A 25813-nucleotide genomic window follows, 5' to 3' on the forward strand; every position below is an offset into this window, starting at 1 on the left:
AGCTGCCGACCCGACAACGTGCCATCGAGCGTCTTGTAGGTTAGACAAGCCCGATCGGTCGGCGACATCCAGGCCCGCAAAGCCGAACTGAGAAGCTTGCTCGCAAGAACCTCGCGGACGTTCATGCTCTCGAGGAATGCAAGAAGGCAAAGCGAGTTGATGCGACATGCGATCGAGAAGCGCGCCAAGGTCGAGTTGGAGTTTGATCCGCCGCCGAATGCTGATTTGGCGACCTATCCCGCGATGATGTGGTCTCCACCTTACGCCAACACGTTGTGACCTTCCGACCTCGCTGGACCTGTTGGTTGAGCGAGCGCCGGACGTCCGCTTCACCGTCGACCGGGAGGAAGCCCGTTTCGCGGCTGGCCGCTATTATTCGCGAACAGCGGTTCGAAGGAGTCCTTGACGTGCTCGGCTCGCCGGGCTCCTGAACGAGCCAGCGAAGGATCCCCATGCCGGGATCGCTTCGGAGCGGATTTCACAGGAGCTGCCGAGCCGCGTGAGTGTCCGGGGCGCTTTGAGGGACACCTGCAGATGGAATGTTCAGAGCCGATGGGGTCGTCAGAAAATCTCGGCGCCTGCTTGCGAGGTCAAAACCGCGTAGAAATTCGCGGCCTAGTTTCTTTGTCATCCATTTAGTGCTTATCGCTGATGCGGAGCCGCTCTGCACGCCCCGTGGCAGTCCCCCGACGCGTCAAGCTCGGCGGACCTTCGCGTTAGCGAGGACGAGATCCGCAGTTCTGAGTTTTCATGTTCAGTTGCAGCGCGCGTTGCCGCTGGCGGATCATGGAAGCGTTCGCTAACGGCCACGCAAGGGAAATCGCGGCAGGACACGTCAACCGAGCCGCGGTGATGTGGCAAAGAGGCGAAAGACAGCGCTCATCTCAGTGAGGCCTCCTGGTGAAATCGACCGTCATTGAAATCGGGAAACTCGGCTCGCTCCGGAAACAGAGCAGCAGACCTTTGACGTCTTAAACCTCAATTTCCCCGGATCGTCCGAGAGGCACATGCGAAGAGAAAGAGCCAGTTTGCGGCGGGGCCATGCGGGCCGCTCGCATGATCCGGACCGATCTCTATTGGAGAAATGCCCAGCTGCGGAGCTTCGCTAATGGCGTTCGGCCTACAGCGCACCTCGTCACTGCAGCGGCAGGTTCGCTTCAGATGTTCGAACCGTTACGCCGACCGCCGCATTGCCCATCCTTGCAGCGCCCCGCCTCGAGATTCGGATGTTGGCTCGAACAGGATCCGCTCATATGAAGGCCACATCGTCAGCTCGAGACGGCTCGTCATAGCAGGTCTTTCCGAGTGACGCCCAACGGCGGGGAGATCAGGTCGAGGCGATCCTCGCCGGGGGGCGGCTGAACGTGAACGCGCACTAAAGCGACGGTGATCTCCATGCAGGGGCATCCAGTATCCCGTGCAACACGAGCCCCGATTCGGTTAGGAGTTCCACGGAGGACGTAAAGCCGGATCACTCGCGGAGAAGGTGTCCACGCTTGCGTTCAACAATCCGGACGGAGCCTCCAGACACGATGAAGATTCATAACTGCCGCCGCACGTGCTCCGGGAGGCGCCGGCACGCTCTCAGGCCTATGCTGGCCGGATGGAGCAATCGTTACTTTTCGGGTGCCTGCGCCCGGGCATGAACGTGCAGCACCTGCTGACAGGACTAGAGCAGATCGGTCCCAACACTCATCTGCCGGTTGTTTGTCCGGCATGGTCCTTGATTCATTTCGTGAATGCCTCCACCGGCAAGCTGCTCGGTGACCGCAGTGCTTCCAAGTGCGGTCAGGGCGGTCGACGGGTGACATCCGGCATGCTCACTCCGGTTTGGATGCGCATCATTCTCCCGCTGTAATTCGTGTATCGTCCCTGGAATCCAGCGCCTTGAGGGGGTGATGCTTGCTGCCGCTGCCGCCGTCAACTGCCGCCGCTCTCGTCAAGCCTCGCCAGCATCGGAGATGGCGCTCACAGCTGGCATGGTGCGGGGCAGCGGCAGCGTGCGTTGAAGATTGCGGCTGGCCGGCGAAGGTGTGCCGAGCTTGGCATCGTATTTCTCAGCCAGCACCAGAAGCCGCTTTCGCGTAAACGGGTCGGCCTTATCGGCCAAATCGCGCGGGCCTGCTGCGCAAAGCTCCTGTAGAACTCGACATCCATTATGTGCCCCCACTCAACGCTACCAAGCTTGCAGTTAAGTACATCGACGGCTGCGACGTCAAGGCGGGCGAGCAGGGTGGGCCTTTCGCGGATTGTTCTGGGACGAGCCTGTAGCAGCCGATCTCGCGCAAGTAAGCTCGCCGTCGGCAGGGGCAATTCATATGGCAGTCCTCCATCGGATCCGGAAGCGATGCCCGGAGTGCGGGGGACCGATGAATCTCCTGGCAGGCGAGTTTGGGCAAACGAGCGCCACGTCTGCAGTCAAGGCAAGGGGGACCGCTGCGCGACCCAGCCGCCTGCCAGTGCGGCCGGCAGTTTCCCTGAGGCCTCCCGACAAGCGAGTGGTTGCACAAGGCAAGCAGATACTTTTCAACGGCCGTGAGCCGCGCTCAACGCGCGGCAGGCGAACGGTTGTTAGTCATATCGCACGCTGTTGATGCATGCCGGAAATCGGTGAGGCGCAGGTGTATTCGGTCACGCGCGCACGAGCTGGTGCACCTCATATGAGGCCCATCACCCCACAGAAGTAAGGCCGGTGCGTGCGCGGGGTCCTTCGCGATGTGGCGGCGCAAAGGCGCCATTTAGATTGCACCTGCGCCTCTTCTTTGGATCGGTAACTTTCTCGATTTCAAGTAAGGGTGCACGCACGGTCCGCGAAGTCGCTCGTCCGTCGGCACCTCGTGCTCTGGTTTCCGAGAGAGCGGCGCGGTCTATTTCAGGTGCTTGCCGCATCCAGTGCCTTCCCGGGCGCTTCGATCTAGTTGTGGTTCCACAGCAAGAGGCAACTGCGAAGAGGCCCAGGGACAGTCAGCCTGAAGATCGTCTATGCGGATGGGCGGCTCTGGACATTGCGCCGATCTCTTCAACATGTAGCGGGTCGCGTGGGCCCTGCAGTCTCGTCATGGCGATCGCCCTAAGCGTTGCCGCATTGCTGCTCGGCGCGCTCGCCGATGGCGCCGGCTTGGCAAGAACATGCAAAAGCTGCTCGCAATCATAGCTGCTCTGTTCATTGCAGCCGAACTCGCGCTGATATTGCATCCGCCATTCCCGTCGCTACCGTCGTGGATCGTTGTGGCGGTGGTCGGATCAGCAATCGTCCTCAGCTACGCGATCATCGGTGAACCGCCCCGGGATTGCCGGAGGCCATTTGGTTTAAGTTATGCCGCCATGGCGGGTTGTTCCAGCATGGCGTAGTAGCGTTGCTCGGCTTCGGCCGGTGGTATGTTGCCGATGGGCTCCAGGAGCCGCCGGTTATTGAACCAGTCGACCCATTCCAGCGTCGCGAACTCGACGGCCTCGAAGCTGCGCCATGGCCCGCGCCGATGGATCACCTCGGCCTTGTAGAGGCCGTTGATGGTTTCGGCGAGAGCATTGTCATAGGAATCTCCGACGCTGCCGACAGAAGGCTCCACGCCTGCTTCAGCCAGGCGCTCGGTGTACTTAATGGATACATATTGGGCGGATTCAAACGGTCGTCGCAACACCAGGAGTTTGGAGGTTGCGATGAACGTTGTAAGGCGCAGATCGGCGCGGTCAGGACGAGCCCCATTGCCGTCGCCAGGACGGCCCTCTGTTGCCGGGCGCGATGAACAGAATAAATTTTGGCGGGCGATTGCCGCTGGGTTAAGCAGCGAAGATGCTGCACTCGAAGCCGGATTGTCACAACCTGTCGGAAGCAGATTATTCCGAAAGGCGGGCGGCATGCCACCAGCGATGTTCAGATCTTCGGCAAAGGCTCTCTCCGGGCGGTATCTCTCGTTGAATGAGCGCGAGGAGATCGCACTTCTCAAGGTGCAGGGCCATTCCATACAGGAGATTGGACGTCGCCTGGGGCGGGCTGCTTCCACAGTCTCCCGTGAACTGCGGCGCAACGCGGCCACTCGCGGCGGCGGGTTGGGGTATCGGGCAATAACTGCCCAATGGCATGCGGATCGATCCGCCCGCCGGCCTAAGCCGACCAAGCTTGCGCTCAATGCAACCTTGCGCACTTATGTGGAGGAAAGACTTGCTGGCGGCGTCGTAGCCCCGACCGGCGCGCCCGTTCCTGGTCCCGCCGTTCCGTGGAAGGGGCGGCGGCATGGCCCGCGCAAGGATCGGCGATGGGCCAAAGCCTGGAGCCCTGAGCAGATTGCCCGACGCTTGCCGATCGACTTCCCGGACGACAAGACGATGCGCATCAGCCACGAAGCTATCTATCAAGCCCTCTTCGTTCAGGGCCGTGGCGCGCTACGCCGCGAGCTGACGGCCTGCTTGCGAACAGGGCGTGTGTTACGGATGCCCAGAGCGCGCGTACGCAGGCGAGGCAAGGGCTTTGTCTCGCCGGAGATCATGATCAGTGAGCGCCCTGCTGAAGCTGCCGATCGAGCAGTGCCGGGACATTGGGAGGGAGACCTCATCCTCGGTGTTGGCAGCTCAGCAATCGGCACGCTGGTCGAGCGCACGACGCGCTTTACGATGCTCTTGCACCTTCCACGGTTGGCGGGGCATGGCGAAGCTCCGCGCGTCAAAAACGGACCAGCCCTTGCGGGACATGGGGCCGAAGCCGTGCGCGACGCGATCACGCGCACCATCATCACTTTGCCCGAAGAGCTGCGCCGTTCGCTAACCTGGGATCAGGGAGCCGAAATGGCTCAGCACGATCGTCTCAAGATCGATGCGGGTATCCAGGTCTACTTCTGCGACCCGCAAAGCCCATGGCAGCGCGGCACTAACGAGAACACCAACGGGTTGCTGCGGCAGTACTTCCCGAAAGGCACGGACCTGAGCATCCACAGCGCCGAGGAGATATCCGCTGTGGCAGCGGCCCTCAATGCCCGACCGCGGAAGACACTAGGCTGGAAAACGCCGGCGGAGGCGCTTGACGATCTTCTGTTATCAGTGAAAGTAACTGGTGTTGCGACGACCGTTTGAATCCGCCTTGGCTGCCCCTGTCGCTGTGGTGCACCAGCCCGCTACGATGGACCGGCCGTCGATCATGCAGTGCCTGCTCCAGCGCATCGAGCACGAAGCCTGCATGCGCCGTGCGAGAGGCTCGCCAGCCCACGATCCTGCGGGCATAGGCGTCGATGACGAAGGCGACGTAGACGAAGCCGGTCCAGGTCGCGACATAGGTGAAGTCGGAGAGCCAAAGGACGTTTGGCCTTGGCGCCTTGAACTGGCGGTTGACGTGATCCAGCGGGCATGGCGCAGCCTTGTCGCTGATCGTGGTCTTGACGGGTTTGCCGCGGATGACCCCTTGCAAACCCATATCCCGCATCAGTCGCGACACCGTGCAACGGGCAACATCGAAGCCCTCACGTTTGAGCTGCCGCCAGACCTTGCGCGCGCCGTAGACGCGGAAGTTCTGATCGAAGACGCGCCGGACCTCGATCTTCAGCGCAACATCCTGCCTGGCGCGCGCCGACAGCCTGGCGGGATCCCGCCGCTTGGCCACATGGGCGTGATAGGTCGAGGGGGCGATCGGCAGGACCTTGCAGATCGGCTCGACCCCATGCGCCCCACGATGATCGTCGATGAAGGCGATCATGGCTTGGACCGGCGGTCGAGCTCCGCCATCGCAAAATAAGCGCTTGCCTTGCGCAGAATCTCGTTGGCCTGCCGAAGCTCCCGGTTCTCCCGCTCGAGCGCCTTCAGCTTCTCGGCCATGTCGGTCGGAACGCCAGCCCGCTGCCCGCTGTCGACTTCAGCTTTCTTGACCCAGTCATGCAGCGTCTGCGGCGTGCAGCCGATCTTGGCCGCAATCGACGTCACCGCCGCCCAGCGCGAGGGATGCTCACTCGCGTGATCCAAAACCATCCGAACCGCACGCGCCCGGACCTCGGGTGAAAACTTGTTCGTTGTCTTGCTCGTCATGGCTCCACCTTCTCAAGAGTTGGAGCCTCCGGCAATCCCGGGGCGGTTCACGGAGATTACTTTCTGGCCCAACTGATCGCGCGCGCAAACGGCGTGCTCAACGGTCTGCATTTCGGGTGGGCTTTCCTCGTCCAGTACGGGACGGGGGTAATTCTCGAGCAGTGGCCGGTAAAGGACGGACACTACCCCCCAATCGCGTATCAGACGGCGTTCAGTATCAATGTTGTGCTGCAGCTGGTCGCCCTGGTCTGGTTCATCGCCCCTTCGCTCAAAGAGTTGAATTGGAAATCTGAGATCGCCGTCAAGCGCAAGTCGACAGGCCAAAGCAGGTCAGTTCACGTCGTAATCCCGAGCGCTCAAATGGTTATCCTGGAAACCGATCAAGACGTGGAGTGGTGAACTCGGCCTTCTGCATGACTTCCCCTCGTCGGTCTACAGGCGCGTCAAGATCGTCCGGTCGCCGGCCTACTGATTGCCTGAGAAGCTCCAAACAACTGGTCGGATATGCGACATGCGTCGCAAGGTCGACAGGAATGATACGTAGAATGCGTAATATCAATGAGTGCTGGCTGGCATGCGGCTTGCTCTTGTTCTCGGTAGGTCCAGGTAAAGGTGATTGAGCAATGACCAATGTGACCGAGAGCGCGCATCAAGTCGGTGCGGAGAAGGTGCTGAGAGTCGGTTCGCCGGCTCCCTCCATCAAAGTTGAGGACTGGCTACGTGGCCAGCCCGTTACGAAGTTCGAACCTGGGAAAGTATACATCATCGACTTTTGGGCAACGTGGTGCGGAGCATGTATCGCCTCGATGCCGAAGTTGGTGAGTCTGCAAGGCAAATACAGGAGCAACGGAGTTGAGGTGGTGGGCATCGCGGCTAACGAACACGCTTCGACGGCAGATGAGGCGCGAGCCAGCTTGGACGCTTGGCTGACGAAGAGCTTGCCAAATCTGAACTTCTTGATCGCATTCGACTACGCCGGCGAAATGAGCAAGCTTTGGATGGACCCCAGCTTTTCTGTCGAAATTCCGTCGTCGTTCGTGGTCGATCGTGATGGTCGCTTGGCCTTTATCGGCGATCCGACGAAACTCGACAACGTGTTGCCGAAAGTTCTGAACGGCTCCTGGGCAGGGAGCGACGAAGCCAAAGCCCTAGATGCGGAGAGGATAAACACGGGTCAACGCGCAAAGCGCGAACAAGCGCTGGTGAAGCCGATCTTTGCCAGACTTAGCGCCGCCATGAATAGCAAGGATTGGGCGGCAGCCGTTTCAGCTGTTGAGGAGGCACTCGCTGCGAGGCCGGACGAAGTCGAGCTCCGCGGGCTTCATGCGGAATTGTTGCTTTACAAGATACGGGACATGCCGGCCGGCCTGGCCGTATTGCGCGAATTGGTTCGCGATGCAATCGGCAAGAAATGCGTGGTTTGGATGTACGTGGCCATCCGCCAACTCTTCGACCCCACCAAAGACTACTCCGGTTTTCCACCGGCCGAGCGCTTTGCCATGGGCAAGGACCTCTGCGAACACATCCTGGCGGCGCAAGACAGCGAGCTCGCGAAGCTCCTCTCGTACGGGCCGGTCGCTCAGTACTATTACGAGACTGGTGAAAAGGATCGCGCGATCGAATTGGTCGAGGCGACGCTGAACTGGCTGGATGCAGCGCCCATCCCGGATGAAGAGAAACGGCATGGAGTGCAGCGCTCCCTCCAGGCCTTAGCGAGCTACAGGGGCGAGAAGCTCTCTTAGGAGGAGTGTTGTGCGAGACCGCAAAACAAAGCTTCCAAAAAGCCGAAACCGGGATCGCGAAGGGAGGCAGCGTGAGCAATGCTGCTTGCCATGCCTTCTCGGCCCTTGTGGTTTTGCGATCGAAGTCGATGCCTTTGGGAACGTCGGGGCATTCACCTAAAGTGAAGATAGCACGAGTGAGCGGGTGAACGCAGGCGAGCCGCATCACCACAAGTCTTCTGCGGTGAATGTTTCTTCAAGGTACGTCGCGCTCTGGCGCGACGGGGGCGAGAGAATGCCTGTCCAGGTGAAGAGTGGTCGCCGCCTGCTAGAGTTGGTCTCTTATAAGATGCGGGTGGCATCTTCGAACAAAAAACGATAGAAATGGGTGGTGACGTTGATGCATTCCAACTCTCAAGGAAGCTTTCTCAAGTTTTTAACGCTGGTTTCAGAAGGGATTCAGGACTTTGTTTCGCGCTGGCCGCAAGCCCATTCGGGAGAGGCGGCAAACCGTGGCAACGGACGGGGTTTTTTAAAGCGGTCGGTGCGCCGTGCGCACCGCGCTAAGGGAACACTGAGCGAGGCCGTGCCTTCATTGTCACCCCTCTTTGGTGCCACGGCGCCGGGTCGAGCGTAATGTACAATCACCGCCAGCGCCGCTCTGTCAAAGCCGCCGCCGCGTTTCAGCCATCTGGCCCCTGGTACAAAGTTCTTTACATCCAGGTACTCATCGCGATCCTGATTGGCGTTCTCGTTGGTTGGTTGTGGCCTGCTGTAGGGACGAACGGCTGGGTCAAAGCGCTTGGTGACGGATTCATCAAGCTGATCAAAATGGTGATCGCGCCGATCATCTTCTGCACTGTTGTGTCCGGAATTGCGCATGTTCAGGATGCACGAAAGGTCGGCCGTGTCGGCGTCAAGGCGCTGCTTTACTTCGAGATCGCGTCAACTTTCTCGCTGATCTTGGGTCTCGTGATGGGCAATCTCGTTCAGGTAGGCCATGGACTCGCTCCCAGGGCTGATGCCGCCGCGGTAGCCAACTACGTCAAAAGAGCGGAAGCACAGAAAGCGGTCGATTTCCTCCTCAATATTATTCCGGATAGCGTAGTTGGCGCTCTGGCTCGAGGCGACGTGCTTCAGGTGTTGCTGTTTGCCATCCTCTTCGGGTTCTCGCTGATGGCGCTTGGCGAGCGGGGTGAGCGGATGCGCAGTCTGGTCGACGATGCTGCACACGCGGTGTTTGGTGTCATTAGGATCATAATGAAGGCAGCGCCAATCGGGGCGTTCGGCGCCATGGCCTACACTATCGGCGAATTCGGACCGTCCGCGCTCGGTAAACTCATCGGATTGGTTGCGCTGTTCTATGTGACAGCCGGGCTCTTCGTGATCATTGTGCTTGGCCTGGTCGCGCGCTTGGTCGGTTTTTCTATTCTAAAGTTCATCGTCTACATCAAGGATGAGCTGTTGATCGTGCTCGGAACGTCGTCATCCGAAAGCGCGCTGCCGCAGTTGATGGAAAAACTCGAACGGCTGGGCTGTTCCAAGCCGGTCGTGGGCCTGGTGGTGCCGACAGGATACTCTTTCAATTTGGATGGGACCAACATTTACATGACGTTGGCGACCTTGTTCATCGCGCAGGCGCTCGGGGTCGATCTCGACTTCAGCCAGCAGCTCACGATACTCGTTGTGGCGATGCTCACCTCGAAGGGCGCAAGTGGTGTTACCGGTGCCGGGTTCGTCACCCTGGCCACAACGTTGACGGTGGTCAGTCCTGACCTCGTCCCGGGCATTGCGATCGTATTCTCGATCGACAAGTTCATGAGCGAGGTGCGCGCGCTTACCAACATCATCGGGAACGGTATTGCCGCGGTGTTTGTGTCGTGGTGGGAAGGTGAACTCGACCATGTCTCGCTACACGCGCAGCTCAAGTAGATCGGAGATCTCAGCTCGGCCATTGCGGACTAGAAATCACTCTTTGAATGCCTGCATTCTGCGTTGGCAAGCCTCGTGCAGTACTGGGCCAGCCTGATTCCAGGGGGAATGGTGCAGGGTCATTATGATCACGGTGGTGCACCAGACCAGCGTCGGCATTACTGCCTGCGGCAGCCCGCCGGCTGATGTGGTTCATTATCCCGGGTTTGAGCTTCCTCAAAAAGCGGGAGCTCAATCGTGCCCACGCGAGGGAGCGACAGTGGTTCAGGAGAAGCAACGGGGTCTCAGCAAACACCGCGACCGGGAGAGGCGTAAAAATAGTAAGCTCCGGATCATTGGTCATTGCTGATTTCTCGCCTCGCCGTCGAGGGGTTGGCGCGTCGAGCCGGTGCTCTTTTCGAATGTTCCTTTCTCTACGCTAGACTACGAACGGCATTTTCCCGTTGTTGCGGTAACATACGACCTCTCTTTTATTTGTCTTCAGATGAGGGCGCCCGAAGCGGCCTCAGCAGCTTGGGGCAAATCGTGGCGGTCCATTCTTTTGACTCAGAAGCGAACGTGCGCGGAGCGCGTATGCTGCGTACCGCGTTGCGGCCCGCCATCGCAGGGTTTTTGGAAGATGCGGCGATCGTCGAGGTTATGCTCAATCCCGATAGCCGACTGTGGATCGACCGACTGTCGAGCGGCCTTACGGATACCGGCAAGAATATATGCCCTCTGACGGAGAGCGAATCATCCTCGTCGTGGCTCACTACGTGGGTGCCGAGGTTCATCCCGGGAGCCCGCGGATTTCTGCCGAGCTGCCCGAGACGGGGAGCGCTTTGAGGGGCTCCTGCCGCCGGTCGTTGCTGCGCCAACATTTGCGATCGGAAAGCCGGCGGTCGCCGTGTTCAGCCTCGAGGATTACGTCGCACTCGTCATCATGACGGCGGATCAGGCCGGTGCATTGAGGGATGCAGTTTGCGCGCGCAAGAACATTCTAGTCGCCGGCGGCACCTCGACCGGCAAGACGGCACTGACCACTGAGCTGGGTCTTGCCAGCCTGGACAGGGCCGGCTGAGGCGCGCCGAAGCAAGGGACCTCTCTCCAATTAGGTCCATGAGCTTGGCTTGTGCTGGGGAGTTAAGCCACTGCGCCAAGTCGGCACGACAAACCAGCTGAGTTGCCTCCGCGCAAGCGCGGAGTAACTGCTGGCTAACGAGGCCGGCGCAGCCAACCTGGACTGTCACGATCTCCGCCGGCGGATGGCCCGTCGGATCTGATTGACCAGAGGCGGCATGGCCGCAGTCGGGCGCAACACAAAACTTTCTTGGTGCTGCCCGCGCGCTCTTGATCGGCCGTCGCTTCAATGATCAGAGTTTCGCGGCAGATCACCAAACGGTCGGCTGAGCGTCCGTTACGCGATCGTCGATCCGCAAGCACTCGCGCGCAACGAACTCTGCTTTCTGCTCGAGCGACACCTGACACCGATCGCGATATGGCTCCCGCACGTAATAGAGATATTGATCGCCAAGTAACGGCGCAAAGCGGGCTGCTCGCCCCGGTCCGCTAGGGTCCAGACTCAATTGAGCCAATACGCGACGAGAGCGGCGAGATGGAACAACGGCCAAGAAATTCCGGGCGAGCTTGTTATATCGTGTGGCGATGCGCCGGAAGTCCTTGAGCCGGCAGAAGCAGCGTTCGATGACATTTCGGCCTTCGTAGGCGCGTTTGTTAAAGCGATGGATGACGACACGGTTGGATTTATTGGGAATGACGGGCTTGGCGCCGTGTCTAGCGATTCGGCGCGAAGGCTGTCACCGTCGTACCCTTTGTCTGCGAGAAGCGCGCTCATGGGTGGTGCGAGCGCCAGAACATCGGGCGCAGCAACGATGTCGACATCCTGACCTGGGGTCAGATGCAGGACGACCGGTCGGCAGAACGGATCGCTCAGCGCATGGAGTTTTGTCGTACGGCCTCCCCGCGAGCGGCCGATTGCCCGATTGTGCTCCCCCCCTTTTCCGCCGGAGGCACACCGACGAGCGGGTTGGGAGGATGCCACGCAAGTTCAATGAGAACGCAACGATCATCTCCGTCGCAATTGCGACGCCTGTCGCATTTGCGACGAGTGACTGTCGCTGACGCGTGCCACAAATGTGCAGATCACTTCCAGCTGCCCCATTCACGTGGCGGGAATGCCATCGCCTCCGAGATGGCACGCGAGTTGCTGACTCTCGTTCTGGGGCCGCTCATGCTGGTCGCCACCAGGAGAATTGAATGTGAACGCTGTTGCCGGACGCGGAAAACATGTCAAGGATGCCGAGAATAGCGGCGGGATGCGGGTCATCACCGAATATAAGGGTTGCCGGAGCTCTTCGAACAATGGCAAAGGACGCTGTGGGTCACAGGCTGCCTCGGGCGATCTGCCGTCCGAAATCTGCGACAAAGCTAAGAGCCATCCCTGCTATAGCGAAGAAGCTCATCATCATTACGCTCGCATGCATGTCGAGGTGGCGCCGGATTGCAATATCCAATGCAACTACTGCAATCGCAAGTACGACTGCGCCGATGAATCGCATCCGGCGGTTGTTGGTGAGAAGCTCACTCCTGAGCAGGCGGCGAGAAAGCTGGTCGCGGTCGCCACGACAATTCCACAGCTTTCTATCCTCGGTATCGCCGGCCCCGGCGAGGCTTTGGCCGATCCGAAAACGACATTCAAGACTTTTGAACTGGTTGCCAGGGCGGCGCCCGACATCAAGTTGTGTCTACCAACGAACGGGCTGGACCTGCCTCGACGCGATATGCCGCTGCAAAATCGACCACCTCACCCATCGACACGATCTATCCCGAAATCGGTGCCAGGATATATTAATGTACTTGGAGTTTCCCAACCACAAGCGCTACACCGGAATCGAGGCTGCGAAACGAATCTCGACTCGCTAATTACGAGGTCTCGAGATGTTCACGGAGGAGGACATCCTGTGCACGATCAATTCAGTGATGGTTCCCGGCACTAACGAGCAGCACCGCATCGAGGTCAATAGGGCGCGAAGTCGCGCGGCGCCTTCTTGCATAATACGCCACTGATCTCCGCGCCCGAGCACGACACAGCATTCGGGCTCAAAGGCCAGCGAGGCCCGACCAGCGCAGGAATTGGCGGCGCTGCAGGATGCTTGTGAAGGTCAGATAAAGATGATGCGGCATTGCCGCCAGCGCCGCGCTGACGCCGTCGGCCTGCTCGGAGATGATCGCAGCAGCGAGTTCACCATAGAAAAGGTCATGGCCATGGACGTTCAATATGACCTCGAGACGCGCAAGGCTTATCAGGCCAAGATTGAGGATGAGCCTGCTGCGAGGATCACGACCAGGCAGGAAGAGTTAGCGGAACTCGCTGGCGAAATGAGCGAGGTCAAGCTTCTGGCCGCGGTCGCAACCAAAGTCTCGGGCCTCATTAATGAGCATTTCGGGCATGCTAGGGAGTTCCAAGTATACGAACTCTCGACATCCGGCGTCAAACTCGTCGGGCACCGTCGTGTCGACTTTACTGCCAGGGCGGATATCGCGAGGAGGATCGGCTTGCGGGCATCATCCGCGCCATCAACGACTGCCATGCTGCATTCGTGGCCAAGATTGGTGGCTGCCTGTGTTTCGGCATGGAATGCTTTTGATGAAGTTCAGGCGCCGGCTCGCGTTGGTTTCACAAGGGAATCAACATGATGCAGCGAGCCCTGCGACCGTCGGCCCTGATCCCTCCTGGGTTTGCCGCCTATCACGACGTTCCTGAACCGGTTGCTCGCGCTCACCACCGACCTGCAAGGAGTGCTGTTCACGGCCTTCGAGCGCTTGCTGAATGCCAAGGTCGAGGGCGCGATCGCCAGCGGCGTCTATGATGTCGGGCTCGAAACGCTCCAGGCCGAGAGCTTTCTCGTCACCGACCGGCGCCCAATCTACACGCATCCGGCCACCGGCGCGGAGACGCGGCTGCTCACGATCACCGAACGCCGCCGCAATCGCCCGATGACGCTGGATCAGGCGCTCGCTTATCTCGCCGATGCTCACGCGGTGCTCCTGCTCAACGAGCGCTCGGGCCGCGCCGCCGTGCAGCTCCCGGAGCCGAGCTTCATGCTCGATGACGGCGAGATCGAACGCCGCGTGCGGCTGATCCGCCCCATGGAGCATCATCACGCTTCGATGAAGATGATGGACAAGAGCCACTGGCAGGTGGCCGAGCGCGAGGCTTTCGCCGCCGCATGGACTGGCGAAGTCACTGATGTGCCGGAGTTCGCCGAGAGCACCCTCCACATTGTCGCCGGCCTGCTGCTGCCGATCTGGAAGCGACTTCCAAACGAGTCGACGCGGGTCTATCGGCTCCAGACCGACGAGGGCGAACGCATCATCGGTCGCAGGGTCTCGCCGGCCTGCAAACGCCTCGCTGACTGGGGCTACCGCCATCACACCGGAGGCGGCTTTCGCAGGGCTGATGGAGGGGAGGACGGTCCTCGATCTCGCCGAGGGGCTCCAGCTTCGCCGCGTCCGCGTCATGGGCGCCCACCGCATCGAGCTATCCGGCTTCCCGACGCCATGCGCGACCGACTGCGCGCCTACGGCCTCTTCGGCGAGATCATCTCGTGGAAGCTGCGCATGTTTGTGCCGGCCGATGCGAGCGGTGCCCGGGTGTTAGCGAAGGTACTCGATACCTATCCGGTCGAGCGCATCGGTGAGCGGGAGGCCGCCTGATGGCCCGCGACAATGCCTCCGAACTGGCCCGCCGCCTCGCGCGTGACGCCGAGGCGGTGTGCCGCCACTACCTGTCCAACGGGCGGCGCCAGGGCCGCTACTGGATGGTGGGGGCGTCCGCAATACGCCCGGCCGGTCGATGTTCGTCCGGCTCAGGGACTCTGCGAAGGGACCGGCCGGCAAGTTTACTGACGCCGCCACCGGCGAGCATGGTGATTTGCTCGACGTCATCCGAGAGAGCTGCGGCCTGGTCGACTTCAAGGACGTCGCCAACGAGGCGCGTTCCTTCCTCAGCATGCCACACCCCGAACCGTACCCCGAGGTGAACCGCGTCCGGTCTCCGAAATCGAGCGTATCCGCGGGATCGCCCGAGGCAGCGCGGCGACTCTTCGGCATGTCGCAGTCGATCGAGGGTACGCTCGTAGAAGCGTATCTCCGCAGTCGCGGCATTACGGCTTTGCACGGCGCCGGAAGTCTGCGCTTTCATCCGCGTTGCTACTATCGACCCGACGACCACAGCGCGACCGAGACTTGACCGGCGATGATCGCCGCCGTTACCGATCTTTCGGGCCATCTGACCGGCGCGCATCGCACGTGGCTCGACCCAAGTGGCTTCAGCGAGGCGACGCTCGGCAAGGCGCCGATCGACACACAGAGACGGGCGATGGGCGACCTCCTCGGACACGCCGTCCGATGCGGCGTGGCTGGCGAAGTCATGGCGGCCGGCGAGGGCATCGAGACGATGCTGTCGCTCCGCTGCGTCTTGCCAACCATGCCGATGGTCGCGGCGCTCTCGGCGGCGCATCTCTCCGCCATCCTCCTCCCGGACACGCTCCGTCGGCTCTACATCGCCCGCGACGACGATCCCGCCGGTGACGGCGCTATGGCGACCTTGATCGACCGGGCGCAGGAGGCCGGGTCGAGGCGATCGTGATCTCGCCACGGCTTGGCGATTTCAATGAGGATCTACGACTGCTCGGGATTGATGCGCTTCGGGCTGCAAGCCGCGTGCAGATCGCGGCCCAGGACGTCGCCCTTCATGAAGCTGGCGGCATAGCCGGAAACGGGATGAGAGCGCGGTGCAGCCCGTCCTCACCGCGAGTCCGGTTGTTCTGGTCCCCTCAGCATCGGAGAGGGCCACACCCACGGCCTTCAAGAGGGCGATCGGGCGGCAAACGGCCCGGACCGGCAACCTCGGGATCCGACTATTTTCCGTCGGCGACGGAGCCGCCTTTACATCGCGAGGCAAAATAGTCGGCCTCCTTCGGTCCTCCGCTCCGCTTCGGCCCTTCGCTTCGCTGCGGGTGCAAGTCCGTTCCGCCCGCCGCTTTCGTCGCCATGAAGGCCGCGATGGGCGCGGCCAATCCGACGAAGGAAAGCCGCAATGACCACCGACCACGACGACGATTTCGAGCCGCAGCAAAACTCATCCCCAACCGACCAGGTTCTCCAGGAACTCCAACTCCATGGCTACCGGCCTTTCCAGGACGAGCCCGATCCCCGGCCGCTTCCCGAAGCACAAATCCTCGTCGGCAGCATCTCCGATATCTTCGATGCCCTCGTGGTGGCGTTGTCCGACACCCGCCTTGAACCCGACCTCGAGGACCTGCTCTGGTCGACGGTGAACGTCTTCTACCGTGCCATCGACCGGATCGAGCGCGAACTCGACGACAACGAGCTGGCGCAGCAGCGGTCGCAGCGCGAGCAGGACGGCAGCGAGATCAAATCCGTCGAGCTGGAGCGACTGACGGCAGAAGGGCAGACGCTGATCGAGCGACGAGGCGCCTTCGAGCTGATGCGCGACCAGGCCGCCGACGAGTTCGAATGCCACACCCATTCGAGCTGGCGGCCGCGCAACGGGTCGAAGGTCAACCACCGTAATCTGACCTCCGCAATGATTGACAGCCGCGATTTCCTGGTGCAAAGAAGCGCGCCGACAACCAGGTGCTTATGCCCGCAGGGCCAAAGGTGGCACTCACCGGTGGACTGGACTTCAACGACCACCGGCTGATCTGGGCCAAGCTCGACCAAGTGCACGCCAAACATCCGGATATGGTCCTGCTGCACGGCGGATCGCCCAAGGGCGCCGAACTGATCGCCGCCAAGTGGGCCGACAACCGCAAGGTCCCGCAGATCGCCTTCAAGCCCGACTGGACGAAGCACGCCAAGGCCGCGCCGTTCAAGCGCAACGATGCAATGCTGCTTGAACTGCCGATCGGGGTCATGCACTTCCCGGGCACGGGCATTCAGGACAATCTTGCCGACAAAGCGAAGACACTTGGAATCCCGGTTTGGAAGTTCGGGCGAAGCGGGCAGGGCTCAAGTTGAGCGCCACAGGGCATTGCGCCGTTCAAACCTGCTCCTGCGACCAGAGTTCCGTGCCGTCGCATATCTGCTCTGCTCGTCACACGCCGGACGTCGCAGGACGAGGCGTTGTGTTCGTGATATCCGAGCGGCGCCTCGGCGATGGGACAGGTGGACATGGAACGGGAACTACGAGCGGCTGTCGAGCGAGCTATTTCCGCCTACGTTGCCGCCCGCGCTCGACGTCTCTCGGCCTCGTAGTGACCGTGAGGGGCAATCCTTCTCCACATTTGAATTGCCTGACGGCACCAAGCGCCTTCTTGGCGCCTTCGCCCTGCCGTCGGGCGTGAGCTGGCTACAACGCCGGCCGATTCGTACCGCGCCGGTGTTGCCCTGTCCCATTTGCACCGACAGACCGGGCTTACGAATCTTGCGCCGAACAGGGAGTTTCTGAGCGAGGCAAGAGACAAGGAAACACTCGCGATGATCGCCGAGAGATGCCCACGTGTTGCAGACGAAATCAGCAAATCACTGGATGCTTGGGTGCAAACGAGTCGATTGGCCCAACGGGCTTGTCATGGCGATGTCAGGCCGATGTACATGCGGATCGAGGACGAGCGTGTCACATTTTTCGATTTCGATGATTGTGGCCGCGGCCCTCAATGGCTCGACGTGGCGGCCAGCTGGTCAGGAAGACGGGAAGGACCTTGGCCTCGGCCTTTTTCGAAGCTCTGATCGCGGCCGTGCCCTGCAAGATCCACACAGGGTGCTCACCGACAATGGGATCCAGGTTCGCCTTCCGCCACGCTGTGCGGACGGCCAGACGGCAAGCTATGTGACGCATAAGTTCGATATGCGATTCCAGGAAAACGCGATCGAAGATCGCCTGACCAAGGTCAAGCATCCCTGGACCAATGCCCAGGTCGAGCGCATGAACCGCACGATCAAGGGACGCGGCCGTCCAACGCTACCATTACGATCGACACGTTCAGCTCGAAACTCATCTTGCCGACTTCATCACCGCCGACAACCACGACCGACGGCTGAAGACCCTGAAGGGCCTCACACCCTACGAATACATCTGCAAATGGACTTCCCAGCCAGGACGATTCAAGCTCGACCCGCTCCAGCAAATGCCGGGACTAAACACCTCGGTCCAACCAAAATGGCGCAATCGTAAATTGCGCGCGCAGATTCCATGCTGAACGGGATGATCCAGGATGCCGTTGTAGGCAGCCATAGCAATTACCAGATCTTCGCACGCTCGACGTTTGATTCTAGATCAACGTCGAGCGGACGGAGCTGGAGCGAGCAGTTCAGTCAAATTTGTAGGAGGCCTGGAAGAACGTGCCCCACCGCTCCATGCGATAGCCGGGAAAGGGGCCGTGAGTAACAGGAGAGCCGGCTTCCTCGGCTCTGGTTGTGAGTTGCTTTCGCTGGTTAGGAGTCCACATGGCCCAATAACGACCACCGACGCCGACGCTGAAGTTCTTGGTGATGAAGTAGGATAAAACTGCCTCGACCTGCACACCACCGCCACCACTCCCGCGTTGATCGGCGAAGGTCGTGAACGGGCGCAGCAGATGGTTGTCGCGCCCCTGGAAATCCGTCCACGGCAGGTAAGCAACATCGGCACTCATGCGCCAACGATCAAGCAACATGGTCTCAGCACTAAGGCCGATGCGCAGCGCATTCCAATCAGTGTCTTGGCTGCCCACAATCCTTTTATCGCCTCGCGCCAGACATGGATCGTAGGGCGAGGTGATCTGAACGCAGCCTATCGTGTCAGACTTCTGGCCGTAGTAGCTCCAGCCCATAAACCCACCAACCTTGTAGGTGCTGCCGCGCAGAAAATCGTAGCCGGCATCGGCGGTGTAGTACGTGAACCTTCCGTTGGCCTGACCCGATATTGTGTTGCGATAAGCGACGTCCACGCCCCAATCTTCATCGTTCATTTTTCCGTTGTTGAAGCGCCCAACTCCGATATTGCCCTTCAGAAAGATTCCCCAAGGGCTGTCCAGCCGCTCGAACAACTCACCGGAAATCCCGTCCAGCCCATGATAGGTGAGCCTTGATATAAGATTGTTACTCCCGAAATCCCATTGAAACCTCCCCCGGCTCAACCACAGCCGTGTGCCGCCTTCCAGCGACCACCCGTCAGCAAGGCCACTGGGCGAGGCGCTGACGGTCGGCTTCGTTGCGTATGGCGGCGTATCTCGCCATCCTGGCGTCTGTGGGAGTGCGTCAAAATGGTAGTTCAGTCCAAGTTTTCCGATGTGATAGCTGCTGGACAGGCCGGTGGTGTTGGCGGGGACGGTTGCCGGCGGCGGATATTGCAGGGTCGGAGGAGTCGCAACACTTGATCCGTTGAACTTCAGATAATCGTACTCAAGGCTCAAGGACCATGCATTCGTGAGTGCTTGCTCGACGCCTACGCCGATGGTGCCACCGACACGACCATCGTCGAAACGGGTGGAATTCTGTGGCGCCAGGCCAGATTCGTTGTTGTTGGCGACAACGCCGCTATTGCGCTGCCAGGCCAAGCCCCCCTTGAGATAAACAAGTGTTTGGCCATGCGGGCCGAACGCATACCCAAGGCGACCCGTTCCGGTAGCAAACACACTTGGACCGGCGCTGCAGTTTGCGCTGATGACAGAGCTGGAGGCTGCAAGACAGGTGTTTGTACCGTCTGAGGCAGCGCGACTAGCATCCAGTTCAACGCCGAAAACCCAGCGTTCGCTCTGCCAGTTGTAGCCGATCTGACCTCCCGCCAGGAACACAGGGGTTTGGACAACGTCCCCATAGAGCGACTTGCCATAGGAATCGCTGAATGATGTTTGCCCGTAGCCCCCGCCGACGTGCCCACCGATATATCCTCCGGTCCACCTCCAGACGGCGGGTGGGGCCTTTACTGCCGGCTTAAGATCGGCCGAATTGACGGCACCGCCTGCAACGAGCGCAGCTGTTGTGACGCAGCAAAAAAGAAGTTGGGGTCGCATTTCACCTCACGAACACAAAACGCGCGCCAAAACTTGCAACGGCAACTCAATGGCTGACGTTGTTGGCTCGCTTCCACGGCGGTTGTGGTTTGCAGGATCTGAGCCAGCGGACGCAATGCGCATTCGCTGCGGTTTTCGATCGCGATGTTGTCTTCGCAACAAGATCGGTTAGTTTTGTAACACGCGGCGTGTCCAGGACCGGACACGAGTCGGTCGCATGAACAAGAGCGATCGGAATGATGCTCGGGGTCTTGCCGAACTGGGTGCGGGTTGGGTGGTATCGAGAAGTCAAAATCCAGAGCGAGGAGAGCCACAATGTTCGAGCGATACTTGTCGCGCAATTCCGCCTTGTGTCCATGCGCCGGATATCGAGAACCAGGACCGCAGTCTGATGAAGAAATGTGGGTTGCTATTCCCTCGCGCGATTGGCCAACAGTTCTTAACCAGCTCGGGGAGCTATCGGGCGAAGATCATCGACTCCACAACATGATCGAGCCACTCCTGTCAATTCATGAGCATATCTGCCAGCAGCAGATAAAATTCGACGAGGAGGTCCGCCGATTTGGGAAGTCTGACGAGACGACGCCTCGCCTAATGACGGTTCCTGGTGTTGGCCTGGTGACTGCCGTCACCTTCCGCCATACGATCGATGATCCGTCGCGTTCGTCGCCGCTTCACCGGGCTCGCGACAATTACCTTGATCTCCATCGCTTTTGCGCCCGTAGCGCACGCATCCGGCTCCTCGATGCCGTGGGAGACGCCGCTCAATCAGATCCTGGAGTCGGTGCAAGGTCCGGTCGCCAAGATCATGTCGGTCATCACCGTCACCGGCCTGACGCTCGCGTTCGGCGATACCTCGGGTGGCTTCCGCCGACTGATCCAGATCGTCTTCGGACTGTCGATCGCCTTCGCCGCATCGAGCTTTTTCCTGACCTTCTTCAGCTTCTCCGGCGGAGCCCTGGTGTGATGGCCGGAATCGTCGATCCAGGAGTGCCGGGCTTCTTCGCGCCGGTCCATCGCGCGCTCACCGATCCGATCCTGATGGGCGGCGCGCCCCGCACCGTTGCGATCGCCAACGGCACGTTGGCGGCCGCCATCGCGCTCGGCCTCCACCTCTGGATCCCCGGAGCGCTGATTTGGGCCGTGGGCCATGCGGCGGCGGTCTGGGCGGCTAAGCGTGATCCGCAGTTCGTGGACGTCGTTCGACGTCACCTTCGCTATCCATCCTATCTCGGCCAGTGAGCCTTCCATGCTGAACCTCGCCGAATATCGCAACCGGCCGCACAGTCTCGCCGACTTCCTGCCTTGGGCCGCTTTGGTCGAGAAGGGCGTCGTCCTTAACAAGGACGGCGCGTTCCAGCGCTCGGCGCGCTTCCGCGGTCCGGATCTCGACAGCGCGACACCTGCCGAGCTCGTCGGCGTGACGGCCCGCCTCAACAACGCGCTGCGCCGTCTCGGCTCAGGCTGGGCGATCTTCGTCGAGGCCCAGCGTATCGCCGCCCAGACGTATCCGCACAACACCTTTCCTGACGCCGCATCAGCGCTGGTCGATCTGGAGCGACGGGACGCTTTCGAGGAGGCAGGTGCGCATTTCGAGAGCCGCTATTTCCTGACGTTGGTCTGGCTGCCGCCGGCCGAGGACGCCTCGCGCATCGAGGGCTGGCTCTATGAGGGTCGCGCGCAGATCGGCGTCGATCCTTACGAGCTGCTGCGTGGCTTCGTCGATCGGACCAACCGCGTCCTGCAATTGGTCGAAGGGTTCATGCCCGAAGTGGCATGGCTCGATGACGGCGAGACGCTAACTTACCTGCATTCGACCATCTCGACCCGGCAACAGCGCGTACGCGTTCCCGAGACGCCGATGCATCTCGACGCGTTGCTCGCGGATGAGCCGCTCGCTGGCGGCCTCGAGCCGCGTCTCGGCCGCCATCATCTTCGCACGCTCACCGTGGTCGGCTTTCCGAGCGCGACCCATCCCGGAATCCTCGACGAGCTGAACCGGCTTGCCTTCCCCTACCGCTGGTCGACGCGTGCGATCCTGCTCGACAAGACCGAGGCGGTGAAGCTCTTGACCAGGATCCGCCGCCAGTGGTTCGCCAAGCGCAAGTCGATCGCCGCCATCGTCAAGGAGGTGATGACCAACGAGGCCTCAACACTGGTCGATAGCGATGCGGCGAATAAGGCCGCCGATGCCGATCTCGCCTTGCAGGAACTGGGCACCGACGATGTCGGCCAGGCCTACATCACCGCCACTGCCACTGTCTGGGACGAGGACACCGGTCTCGCCGCTGAGAAGCTTCGGCTCGTCGAGAAGGTCGTTCAGGGTCGCGACTTCACCTGCATGCCGGAAGAGGTGAACGCACTCGAAGCCTGGCTCGGCTCTCTGCCGGGGCACGCCTACGCCAACGTCCGCCAGCCGCCGCTCTCGACATTGAACCTGGCCCACATGATTCCGCTTTCGGCGGTCTGGGCGGGGCCAGACCGCGATGAGCATTTCCGCAGCGCCCCGCTCTTCTTCGGCAGGACCGAAGGCTCGACGCCGTTCCGCTTCTCCCTGCATGTCGGCGATGTCGGTCACACTCTGATCGTCGGCCCGACCGGTGCCGGCAAGTCCGTGCTGCTCGCGCTGATGGCGATCCAGTTCCGCCGCTACCGGAAGAGCCAGATCTTCGCCTTCGATTTCGGCGGTTCGATCCGCACGGCGGCACTTGCCATGGGCGGCGACTGGCACGACCTCGGCGGAAGTCTGTCGAACAGCGCGGAGGACTCCGTCTCTCTTCAACCGCTCGCACGCATCGGTGACGCGGCGGAGCGGGCCTGGGCCGCCGAATGGGTCACCGCAATCCTCGCCAAGGAAGGCGTCACCATCGATCCGACCGTGAAGGAGCACGTCTGGTCGGCGTTGACCTCGCTGGCGTCCTCCCCGGTCGAGGAACGCACGATCACCGGCCTGACGGTTCTATTGCAATCGACCGCGCTCAAGCAGGCGCTGCAACCCTATTGCGTCGGCGGCGCTTCCGGCCGCCTGCTCGACGCGGAAGCCGAGCAGCTCGGCTTTGCCTCGGTGCAGGCGTTCGAGACCGAGGGCTTGATTGGCGCTGGAGCTGCGCCTGCCGTCCTCACCTACCTGTTCCATCGCATCGAGGGACGGCTCGACGGCCGGCCGACCCTCGTCATCATCGATGAGGGGTGGCTCGTGCTCGGCGATCCAGCCTTCGCGCAACAGCTCAGGGAGTGGTTGAAGACGCTCCGGAAGAAGAACGCTTCTGTCGTCTTCGCAACCCAATCGCTCTCCGACATCGACAGCAGCAACATCGCACCCGCAATCGTCGAGAGCTGCCCGACGCGCATCTTCCTGCCGAGTGAGCGCGCGATCGAACCCCAGATCACCGCCATCTACCAGCGGTTCGGTTTGAACGACCGCCAGATCGAGATCATCGCGCGAGCGACGCCGAAGCGGGACTATTACTGCCAGTCGCGCCGCGGCAATCGGCTCTTTGAGCTCGGCCTCGGGCCGGTCGCGCTCGCCTTCTGCGCCGTTTCCTCCAAGGCCGACCATGCCGCCATCGAACGGCTGCTCGCCGAGCACGGCCGCGACGACTTCACGGCCGCCTGGCTCGCGGATCACGAGCTGCTCTGGGCCGCCGATCTCATCCCTGACCTGACAAACCTGGAGGTGCAATCATGATCACTCTTAAGACGCGACGCGCAAGCTTGGTCGCCGCGGCCGCTCTCTTGCTTGCCGTACCAACTCCGCTTTTGACGGTGCCGGCCTTTGCGCAGTGGATCGTCTACGACCCCACCAACTTCAGCCAGAACGTGCTGACCGCGGCGCGCGAGCTGCAGCAGATCAACAATCAGATCCAGATGCTGACCAACCAGGCCCAGAGCCTGGTGAATCAGGAAAAAAATCTCGCCAACCTGCCGTTGTCGACGCTGACCCAGCTTCAGTCACAGGTCGCACGGACTCAGTCACTGCTGAGCCAGGCCCAGAACATCGCCTTCAACGTCGAGCGCATCCAGACGACATATTCCAGCACCTACGGCACGGCGGAGGCCACGCCCTCCAATGCGACAATGTTCGCCGCGGCCCAAAGTCGTTGGCAGAACTCGGTAGGCGCCTTCGAGGACTCGCTGAAGGTGCAAGCCGGCGTCGTCGGCAATATCTCGACCAACTCCAGCGCAATGAGCTCGCTGGTTACCGCCAGCCAGTCGGCAAGCGGCGCCCTGCAGGCCGCTCAGGCCGGCAATCAGCTCCTGGCCCTGCATTCCCAGCAGCTATCCGATCTCGTCGCGGTGCTCGCCGCGAAGGGACGGGCGGATGCGTTGGAGCAAGCGCGCGTGACGGCGACCGAATCGCAGGGCCAGCAACAATACAAGATCTTCTCGACGCGCAGCGGTTATCAGCCCGGCAACGTCACCATGTTCAGTGGCAACTGAGGCATCGATCATGGAGCGCTCGGATGTCCTTCGCGCAGGCGCGATGATCATTGTGTTCGCGATTTTCCTCGCCACGCTGCACGTCATCCATCGGCGTCCGGCCGAGCGGCCCATATCCGACGCTCCCTCTGTCGCCGTTCCCGATGATCTGTCGGCCGAGCTGCGCCGCTGCCGCGCGCTCGGTCCCCAGGATGCCGAAGATCCGCACTGCCATGCGGTGTGGGAGGAGAACCGCGCGCGCTTCTTCGGCGGGCCGGCGCGGCCACTTCTGCCGCAGGCCGCGCCGGCCACACAGCCGACGACGGGTGTTCCAAAGGGAGAGAAGTCGTGAACAACGTCGGCGTCATCGACACCTTTCTCAATACCTTCACGACCTACATCGATTCGGGTTTCGGCCTGATCAAGGGCGAGGTCACGTATTTGTCGTCGACGTTGATCGTCATCGACATCACGTTGGCCGGCCTGTTCTGGGCCTGGGGCGCAGACGAAGACATTCTCCAACGGCTGGTCAAGAAAACACTCTACATCGGCTTCTTTGCCTTCATCATCACCAACTTCACCAAGCTCTCAGGCATCATCTTCAATAGCTTCGCTAGCCTCGGATTGAAGGCCGGCGGCTCGTCGATCTCGACCGCGGATTTCCTGCGGCCCGGCCGACTTGCGCAGGTCGGCCTCGATGCCGGGCAGCCGCTGCTCGACGCAGCAAGCCAGATGATGGGCTTCACCAGCTTCTTTGCGAACTTCGTCCAGATTGCCGTGCTGATGGTGTCGTGGCTCCTGGTGCTGATCGCCTTCTTCATTCTGGCGGTGCAGCTGTTCGTAACGCTGCTCGAGTTCAAGCTGACGACGCTTGCCGGTTTCATCCTTATCCCCTTCGCGCTTTTCAACAAGACTGCCTTCCTCGCGGAGAAGGTGCTGGGCAACGTCGTTGCCTCCGGCGTGAAGGTGATGGTGCTTGCTGTCATCGTCGGCATCGGCACCGGGCTCTTCTCCCAGTTCACCATGGCCTATGCCGGCGGCCAGCCGACCATCGAGCAAGCGCTCTCTGTTGTGCTCGCGGCGCTTGCCATGCTCGGCCTCGGCATCTTCGGTCCGGGCATCGCGACCGGTCTTGTCTCGGGCGCCCCGCAGCTTGGCGCCGGCGCTGCCGTCGGCACGGGCCTCGCCGTCGCCGGCACTGCTATGGCGGGTGGAGCTGCGCTTGGGCTCGCCGGAAGGGGAGCGATGGCGGCTGGCTCCGGTGCTGCGGCCGCCGCGCGTGGTGGTGCGGCGATGGCTGGCGGTGTGTCCTCCGCCTACAGCCTCGCATCGGCCGGTCGGTCCGGCGCTGGCGGCGTCGCGTCCGGTCTCGGTGGCGCAGGCCGCGCGGCGGCAAGTCACGCGGCAGCTCCCGTCAGACGCACCGCTTCCCAAGCGGCAGGGGCAATGAGGGAGAGCTTCACCTCCGGTGCCCGTGCCGGCGTCGCCAACACCGGTGGCTCCTCGACGATGGGGGCCATCGGGAGTGGCGAGGCTGCACCCGATGGAGCCGAATCTCAAGCAGCGAGCGAAAGCGGTCCGCCCGCCTGGGCCCAGCGCGTCAAGCGCAATCAGACCGTCATTCACGGCGCTCAGACAGCCGCGCAAGCGCTCAAATCCGGCGACAGCCATGGTGGCGGCCACTCCGTCGAGCTATCAGGGGGAGAATAAGAA

16 protein-coding genes, 10 pseudogenes and 1 other annotated feature are annotated in these 25813 nt (G+C 61.3%); of the genes and pseudogenes, 19 read left to right on the plus strand and 7 right to left on the minus strand.

Annotated features, from left to right (window positions below; all coding sequences use genetic code 11):
- The first annotated feature begins 1642 nt into the window (after positions 1-1642).
- Entirely contained in the window at positions 1643-1858 is a 216-nt protein-coding gene (locus ACVWYI_RS38750) for a hypothetical protein (protein ID WP_456664805.1), read from the plus strand.
- An 81-nt stretch (positions 1859-1939) separates the two neighbouring features.
- Here ACVWYI_RS38750 and ACVWYI_RS38755 read toward each other — a convergent pair whose 3' ends face one another.
- From ACVWYI_RS38755 to ACVWYI_RS38765, 3 genes and pseudogenes are all read right to left on the minus strand, one after another.
- Positions 1940-2110: a hypothetical protein gene (locus ACVWYI_RS38755; protein WP_456664806.1), complete on the minus strand. Its 171-nt coding sequence runs from the start codon at positions 2108-2110 to the stop codon at positions 1940-1942.
- A gap of 854 nt (positions 2111-2964) precedes the next feature.
- Positions 2965-3195, minus strand: coding sequence for a hypothetical protein (locus tag ACVWYI_RS38760; RefSeq protein WP_456664807.1), 231 nt, complete (start codon positions 3193-3195; stop codon positions 2965-2967).
- A 119-nt stretch (positions 3196-3314) separates the two neighbouring features.
- Positions 3315-3614 (minus strand): annotated as a pseudogene (locus tag ACVWYI_RS38765) (integrase core domain-containing protein); the annotation flags it as partial.
- Between the two features lie 46 nt (positions 3615-3660).
- Here ACVWYI_RS38765 and ACVWYI_RS38770 point away from each other — a divergent pair.
- Entirely contained in the window at positions 3661-5067 is a 1407-nt protein-coding gene (locus tag ACVWYI_RS38770; RefSeq protein WP_456663005.1) for an IS30 family transposase, read from the plus strand.
- Between the two features lie 7 nt (positions 5068-5074).
- On the opposite strand, the pseudogene ACVWYI_RS38775 reads toward ACVWYI_RS38770, so the two are convergent.
- Positions 5075-6009, minus strand: a pseudogene (locus ACVWYI_RS38775) (IS3 family transposase); the annotation flags it as partial.
- Positions 5609-5725: a sequence feature (AL1L pseudoknot), on the minus strand. (Overlaps the previous pseudogene by 117 nt.)
- 93 nt (positions 6010-6102) lie before the next feature.
- Here ACVWYI_RS38775 and ACVWYI_RS38780 point away from each other — a divergent pair.
- From ACVWYI_RS38780 to ACVWYI_RS38795, 4 genes and pseudogenes are all read left to right on the plus strand, one after another.
- Positions 6103-6408 carry a hypothetical protein gene (locus ACVWYI_RS38780; RefSeq protein ID WP_456664808.1) on the plus strand — a complete coding sequence of 102 codons (306 nt, stop codon included), beginning with the start codon at positions 6103-6105 and terminating at the stop codon, positions 6406-6408.
- Between the two features lie 224 nt (positions 6409-6632).
- Complete coding sequence (locus tag ACVWYI_RS38785) at positions 6633-7751, plus strand: TlpA family protein disulfide reductase (protein ID WP_456664809.1); 1119 nt, start codon at positions 6633-6635, stop codon at positions 7749-7751.
- Between the two features lie 615 nt (positions 7752-8366).
- Positions 8367-9662, plus strand: a complete 1296-nt coding sequence (gene dctA, locus ACVWYI_RS38790; RefSeq protein ID WP_456664810.1) for a C4-dicarboxylate transporter DctA — start codon at positions 8367-8369, stop codon at positions 9660-9662.
- Between the two features lie 573 nt (positions 9663-10235).
- Positions 10236-10692: pseudogene (locus tag ACVWYI_RS38795) on the plus strand (P-type conjugative transfer ATPase TrbB); the annotation flags it as partial.
- A 531-nt stretch (positions 10693-11223) separates the two neighbouring features.
- Here the strand turns inward: ACVWYI_RS38795 and ACVWYI_RS38800 are convergent.
- A pseudogene (locus ACVWYI_RS38800) lies at positions 11224-11688 on the minus strand (IS5 family transposase); the annotation flags it as partial.
- Positions 11689-11977: 289 nt separating this feature from the next.
- Between ACVWYI_RS38800 and nifB the strand changes: the two are divergent.
- The 5 genes and pseudogenes from nifB to ACVWYI_RS38825 all read left to right on the plus strand — a co-directional run.
- A pseudogene (nifB, locus tag ACVWYI_RS38805) lies at positions 11978-13282 on the plus strand (nitrogenase cofactor biosynthesis protein NifB); the annotation flags it as partial.
- Between the two features lie 118 nt (positions 13283-13400).
- Positions 13401-14378 (plus strand): annotated as a pseudogene (locus tag ACVWYI_RS38810) (strawberry notch C-terminal domain-containing protein); the annotation flags it as partial.
- A pseudogene (locus ACVWYI_RS38815) lies at positions 14378-15435 on the plus strand (DUF7146 domain-containing protein). The pseudogenes ACVWYI_RS38810 and ACVWYI_RS38815, both read left to right, overlap by 1 nt.
- 327 nt (positions 15436-15762) lie before the next feature.
- Positions 15763-16706, plus strand: a pseudogene (locus ACVWYI_RS38820) (DUF2493 domain-containing protein).
- A 378-nt stretch (positions 16707-17084) separates the two neighbouring features.
- Positions 17085-17417, plus strand: coding sequence for a phosphotransferase (locus ACVWYI_RS38825; RefSeq protein WP_456664811.1), 333 nt, complete (start codon positions 17085-17087; stop codon positions 17415-17417).
- Here the strand turns inward: ACVWYI_RS38825 and ACVWYI_RS38830 are convergent.
- Positions 17305-17586, minus strand: a complete 282-nt coding sequence (locus tag ACVWYI_RS38830) for a hypothetical protein (protein ID WP_456664843.1) — start codon at positions 17584-17586, stop codon at positions 17305-17307. The genes ACVWYI_RS38825 and ACVWYI_RS38830 overlap by 113 nt on opposite strands.
- Between ACVWYI_RS38830 and ACVWYI_RS38835 the strand changes: the two are divergent.
- Positions 17557-17887: pseudogene (locus ACVWYI_RS38835) on the plus strand (integrase core domain-containing protein); the annotation flags it as partial. The gene ACVWYI_RS38830 and the pseudogene ACVWYI_RS38835 sit on opposite strands and share 30 nt — an antisense overlap.
- Before the next feature lie 111 nt (positions 17888-17998).
- On the opposite strand, the gene ACVWYI_RS38840 reads toward ACVWYI_RS38835, so the two are convergent.
- Positions 17999-19681, minus strand: coding sequence for an outer membrane protein (locus tag ACVWYI_RS38840; protein ID WP_456664812.1), 1683 nt, complete (start codon positions 19679-19681; stop codon positions 17999-18001).
- A 214-nt stretch (positions 19682-19895) separates the two neighbouring features.
- Between ACVWYI_RS38840 and ACVWYI_RS38845 the strand changes: the two are divergent.
- The 7 genes and pseudogenes from ACVWYI_RS38845 to trbL form a co-directional block, all read left to right on the plus strand.
- Positions 19896-20344 (plus strand): annotated as a pseudogene (locus ACVWYI_RS38845) (IS110 family transposase); the annotation flags it as partial.
- Positions 20331-20648 carry a TrbC/VirB2 family protein gene (locus ACVWYI_RS38850; RefSeq protein ID WP_456664813.1) on the plus strand — a complete coding sequence of 106 codons (318 nt, stop codon included), beginning with the start codon at positions 20331-20333 and terminating at the stop codon, positions 20646-20648. The pseudogene ACVWYI_RS38845 and the gene ACVWYI_RS38850, both read left to right, overlap by 14 nt.
- Positions 20648-20923 (plus strand): VirB3 family type IV secretion system protein, encoded by a 276-nt coding sequence (locus ACVWYI_RS38855; protein WP_456664814.1) that lies wholly within the window; start codon positions 20648-20650, stop codon positions 20921-20923. The genes ACVWYI_RS38850 and ACVWYI_RS38855 overlap by 1 nt, the downstream gene beginning before the upstream one ends.
- A gap of 7 nt (positions 20924-20930) precedes the next feature.
- The gene (gene trbE / locus ACVWYI_RS38860) at positions 20931-23369 is read left to right on the plus strand and encodes a conjugal transfer protein TrbE (RefSeq protein ID WP_456664815.1); all 2439 of its coding nucleotides are present in this window, start codon (positions 20931-20933) and stop codon (positions 23367-23369) included.
- The gene (gene trbJ, locus ACVWYI_RS38865) at positions 23366-24121 is read left to right on the plus strand and encodes a P-type conjugative transfer protein TrbJ (protein ID WP_456664816.1); all 756 of its coding nucleotides are present in this window, start codon (positions 23366-23368) and stop codon (positions 24119-24121) included. Before trbE ends, trbJ begins: the two co-directional genes overlap by 4 nt.
- Before the next feature lie 10 nt (positions 24122-24131).
- A complete protein-coding gene (trbK-alt, locus tag ACVWYI_RS38870; protein WP_456664817.1) occupies positions 24132-24452 on the plus strand; it encodes a putative entry exclusion protein TrbK-alt in 321 nt (106 codons plus the stop codon).
- Entirely contained in the window at positions 24449-25810 is a 1362-nt protein-coding gene (gene trbL, locus ACVWYI_RS38875) for a P-type conjugative transfer protein TrbL (protein WP_456664818.1), read from the plus strand. The genes trbK-alt and trbL overlap by 4 nt, the downstream gene beginning before the upstream one ends.
- The last annotated feature ends 3 nt before the right edge of the window (positions 25811-25813 follow it).

The sequence above is a fragment of the Bradyrhizobium sp. LB13.1 genome (assembly GCF_054056815.1).

Coding starts and splice junctions, on each gene's coding strand:
- ACVWYI_RS38785 (WP_456664809.1), top strand. CDS start 6,633: ATGACCAATGTGACCGAGAGCGCGCATCAAGTCGGTGCGGAGAAGGTG.
- trbJ (WP_456664816.1), top strand. CDS start 23,366: ATGATCACTCTTAAGACGCGACGCGCAAGCTTGGTCGCCGCGGCCGCT.
- ACVWYI_RS38760 (WP_456664807.1), bottom strand. CDS start 3,195: ATGCAATATCAGCGCGAGTTCGGCTGCAATGAACAGAGCAGCTATGAT.
- dctA (WP_456664810.1), top strand. CDS start 8,367: ATGTACAATCACCGCCAGCGCCGCTCTGTCAAAGCCGCCGCCGCGTTT.
- ACVWYI_RS38770 (WP_456663005.1), top strand. CDS start 3,661: ATGAACGTTGTAAGGCGCAGATCGGCGCGGTCAGGACGAGCCCCATTG.
- ACVWYI_RS38840 (WP_456664812.1), bottom strand. CDS start 19,681: ATGCGACCCCAACTTCTTTTTTGCTGCGTCACAACAGCTGCGCTCGTT.
- ACVWYI_RS38850 (WP_456664813.1), top strand. CDS start 20,331: ATGATCCGTCGCGTTCGTCGCCGCTTCACCGGGCTCGCGACAATTACC.
- ACVWYI_RS38830 (WP_456664843.1), bottom strand. CDS start 17,586: ATGCTTGACCTTGGTCAGGCGATCTTCGATCGCGTTTTCCTGGAATCG.
- ACVWYI_RS38750 (WP_456664805.1), top strand. CDS start 1,643: ATGAACGTGCAGCACCTGCTGACAGGACTAGAGCAGATCGGTCCCAAC.
- trbE (WP_456664815.1), top strand. CDS start 20,931: ATGCTGAACCTCGCCGAATATCGCAACCGGCCGCACAGTCTCGCCGAC.
- ACVWYI_RS38855 (WP_456664814.1), top strand. CDS start 20,648: ATGGCCGGAATCGTCGATCCAGGAGTGCCGGGCTTCTTCGCGCCGGTC.
- trbK-alt (WP_456664817.1), top strand. CDS start 24,132: ATGGAGCGCTCGGATGTCCTTCGCGCAGGCGCGATGATCATTGTGTTC.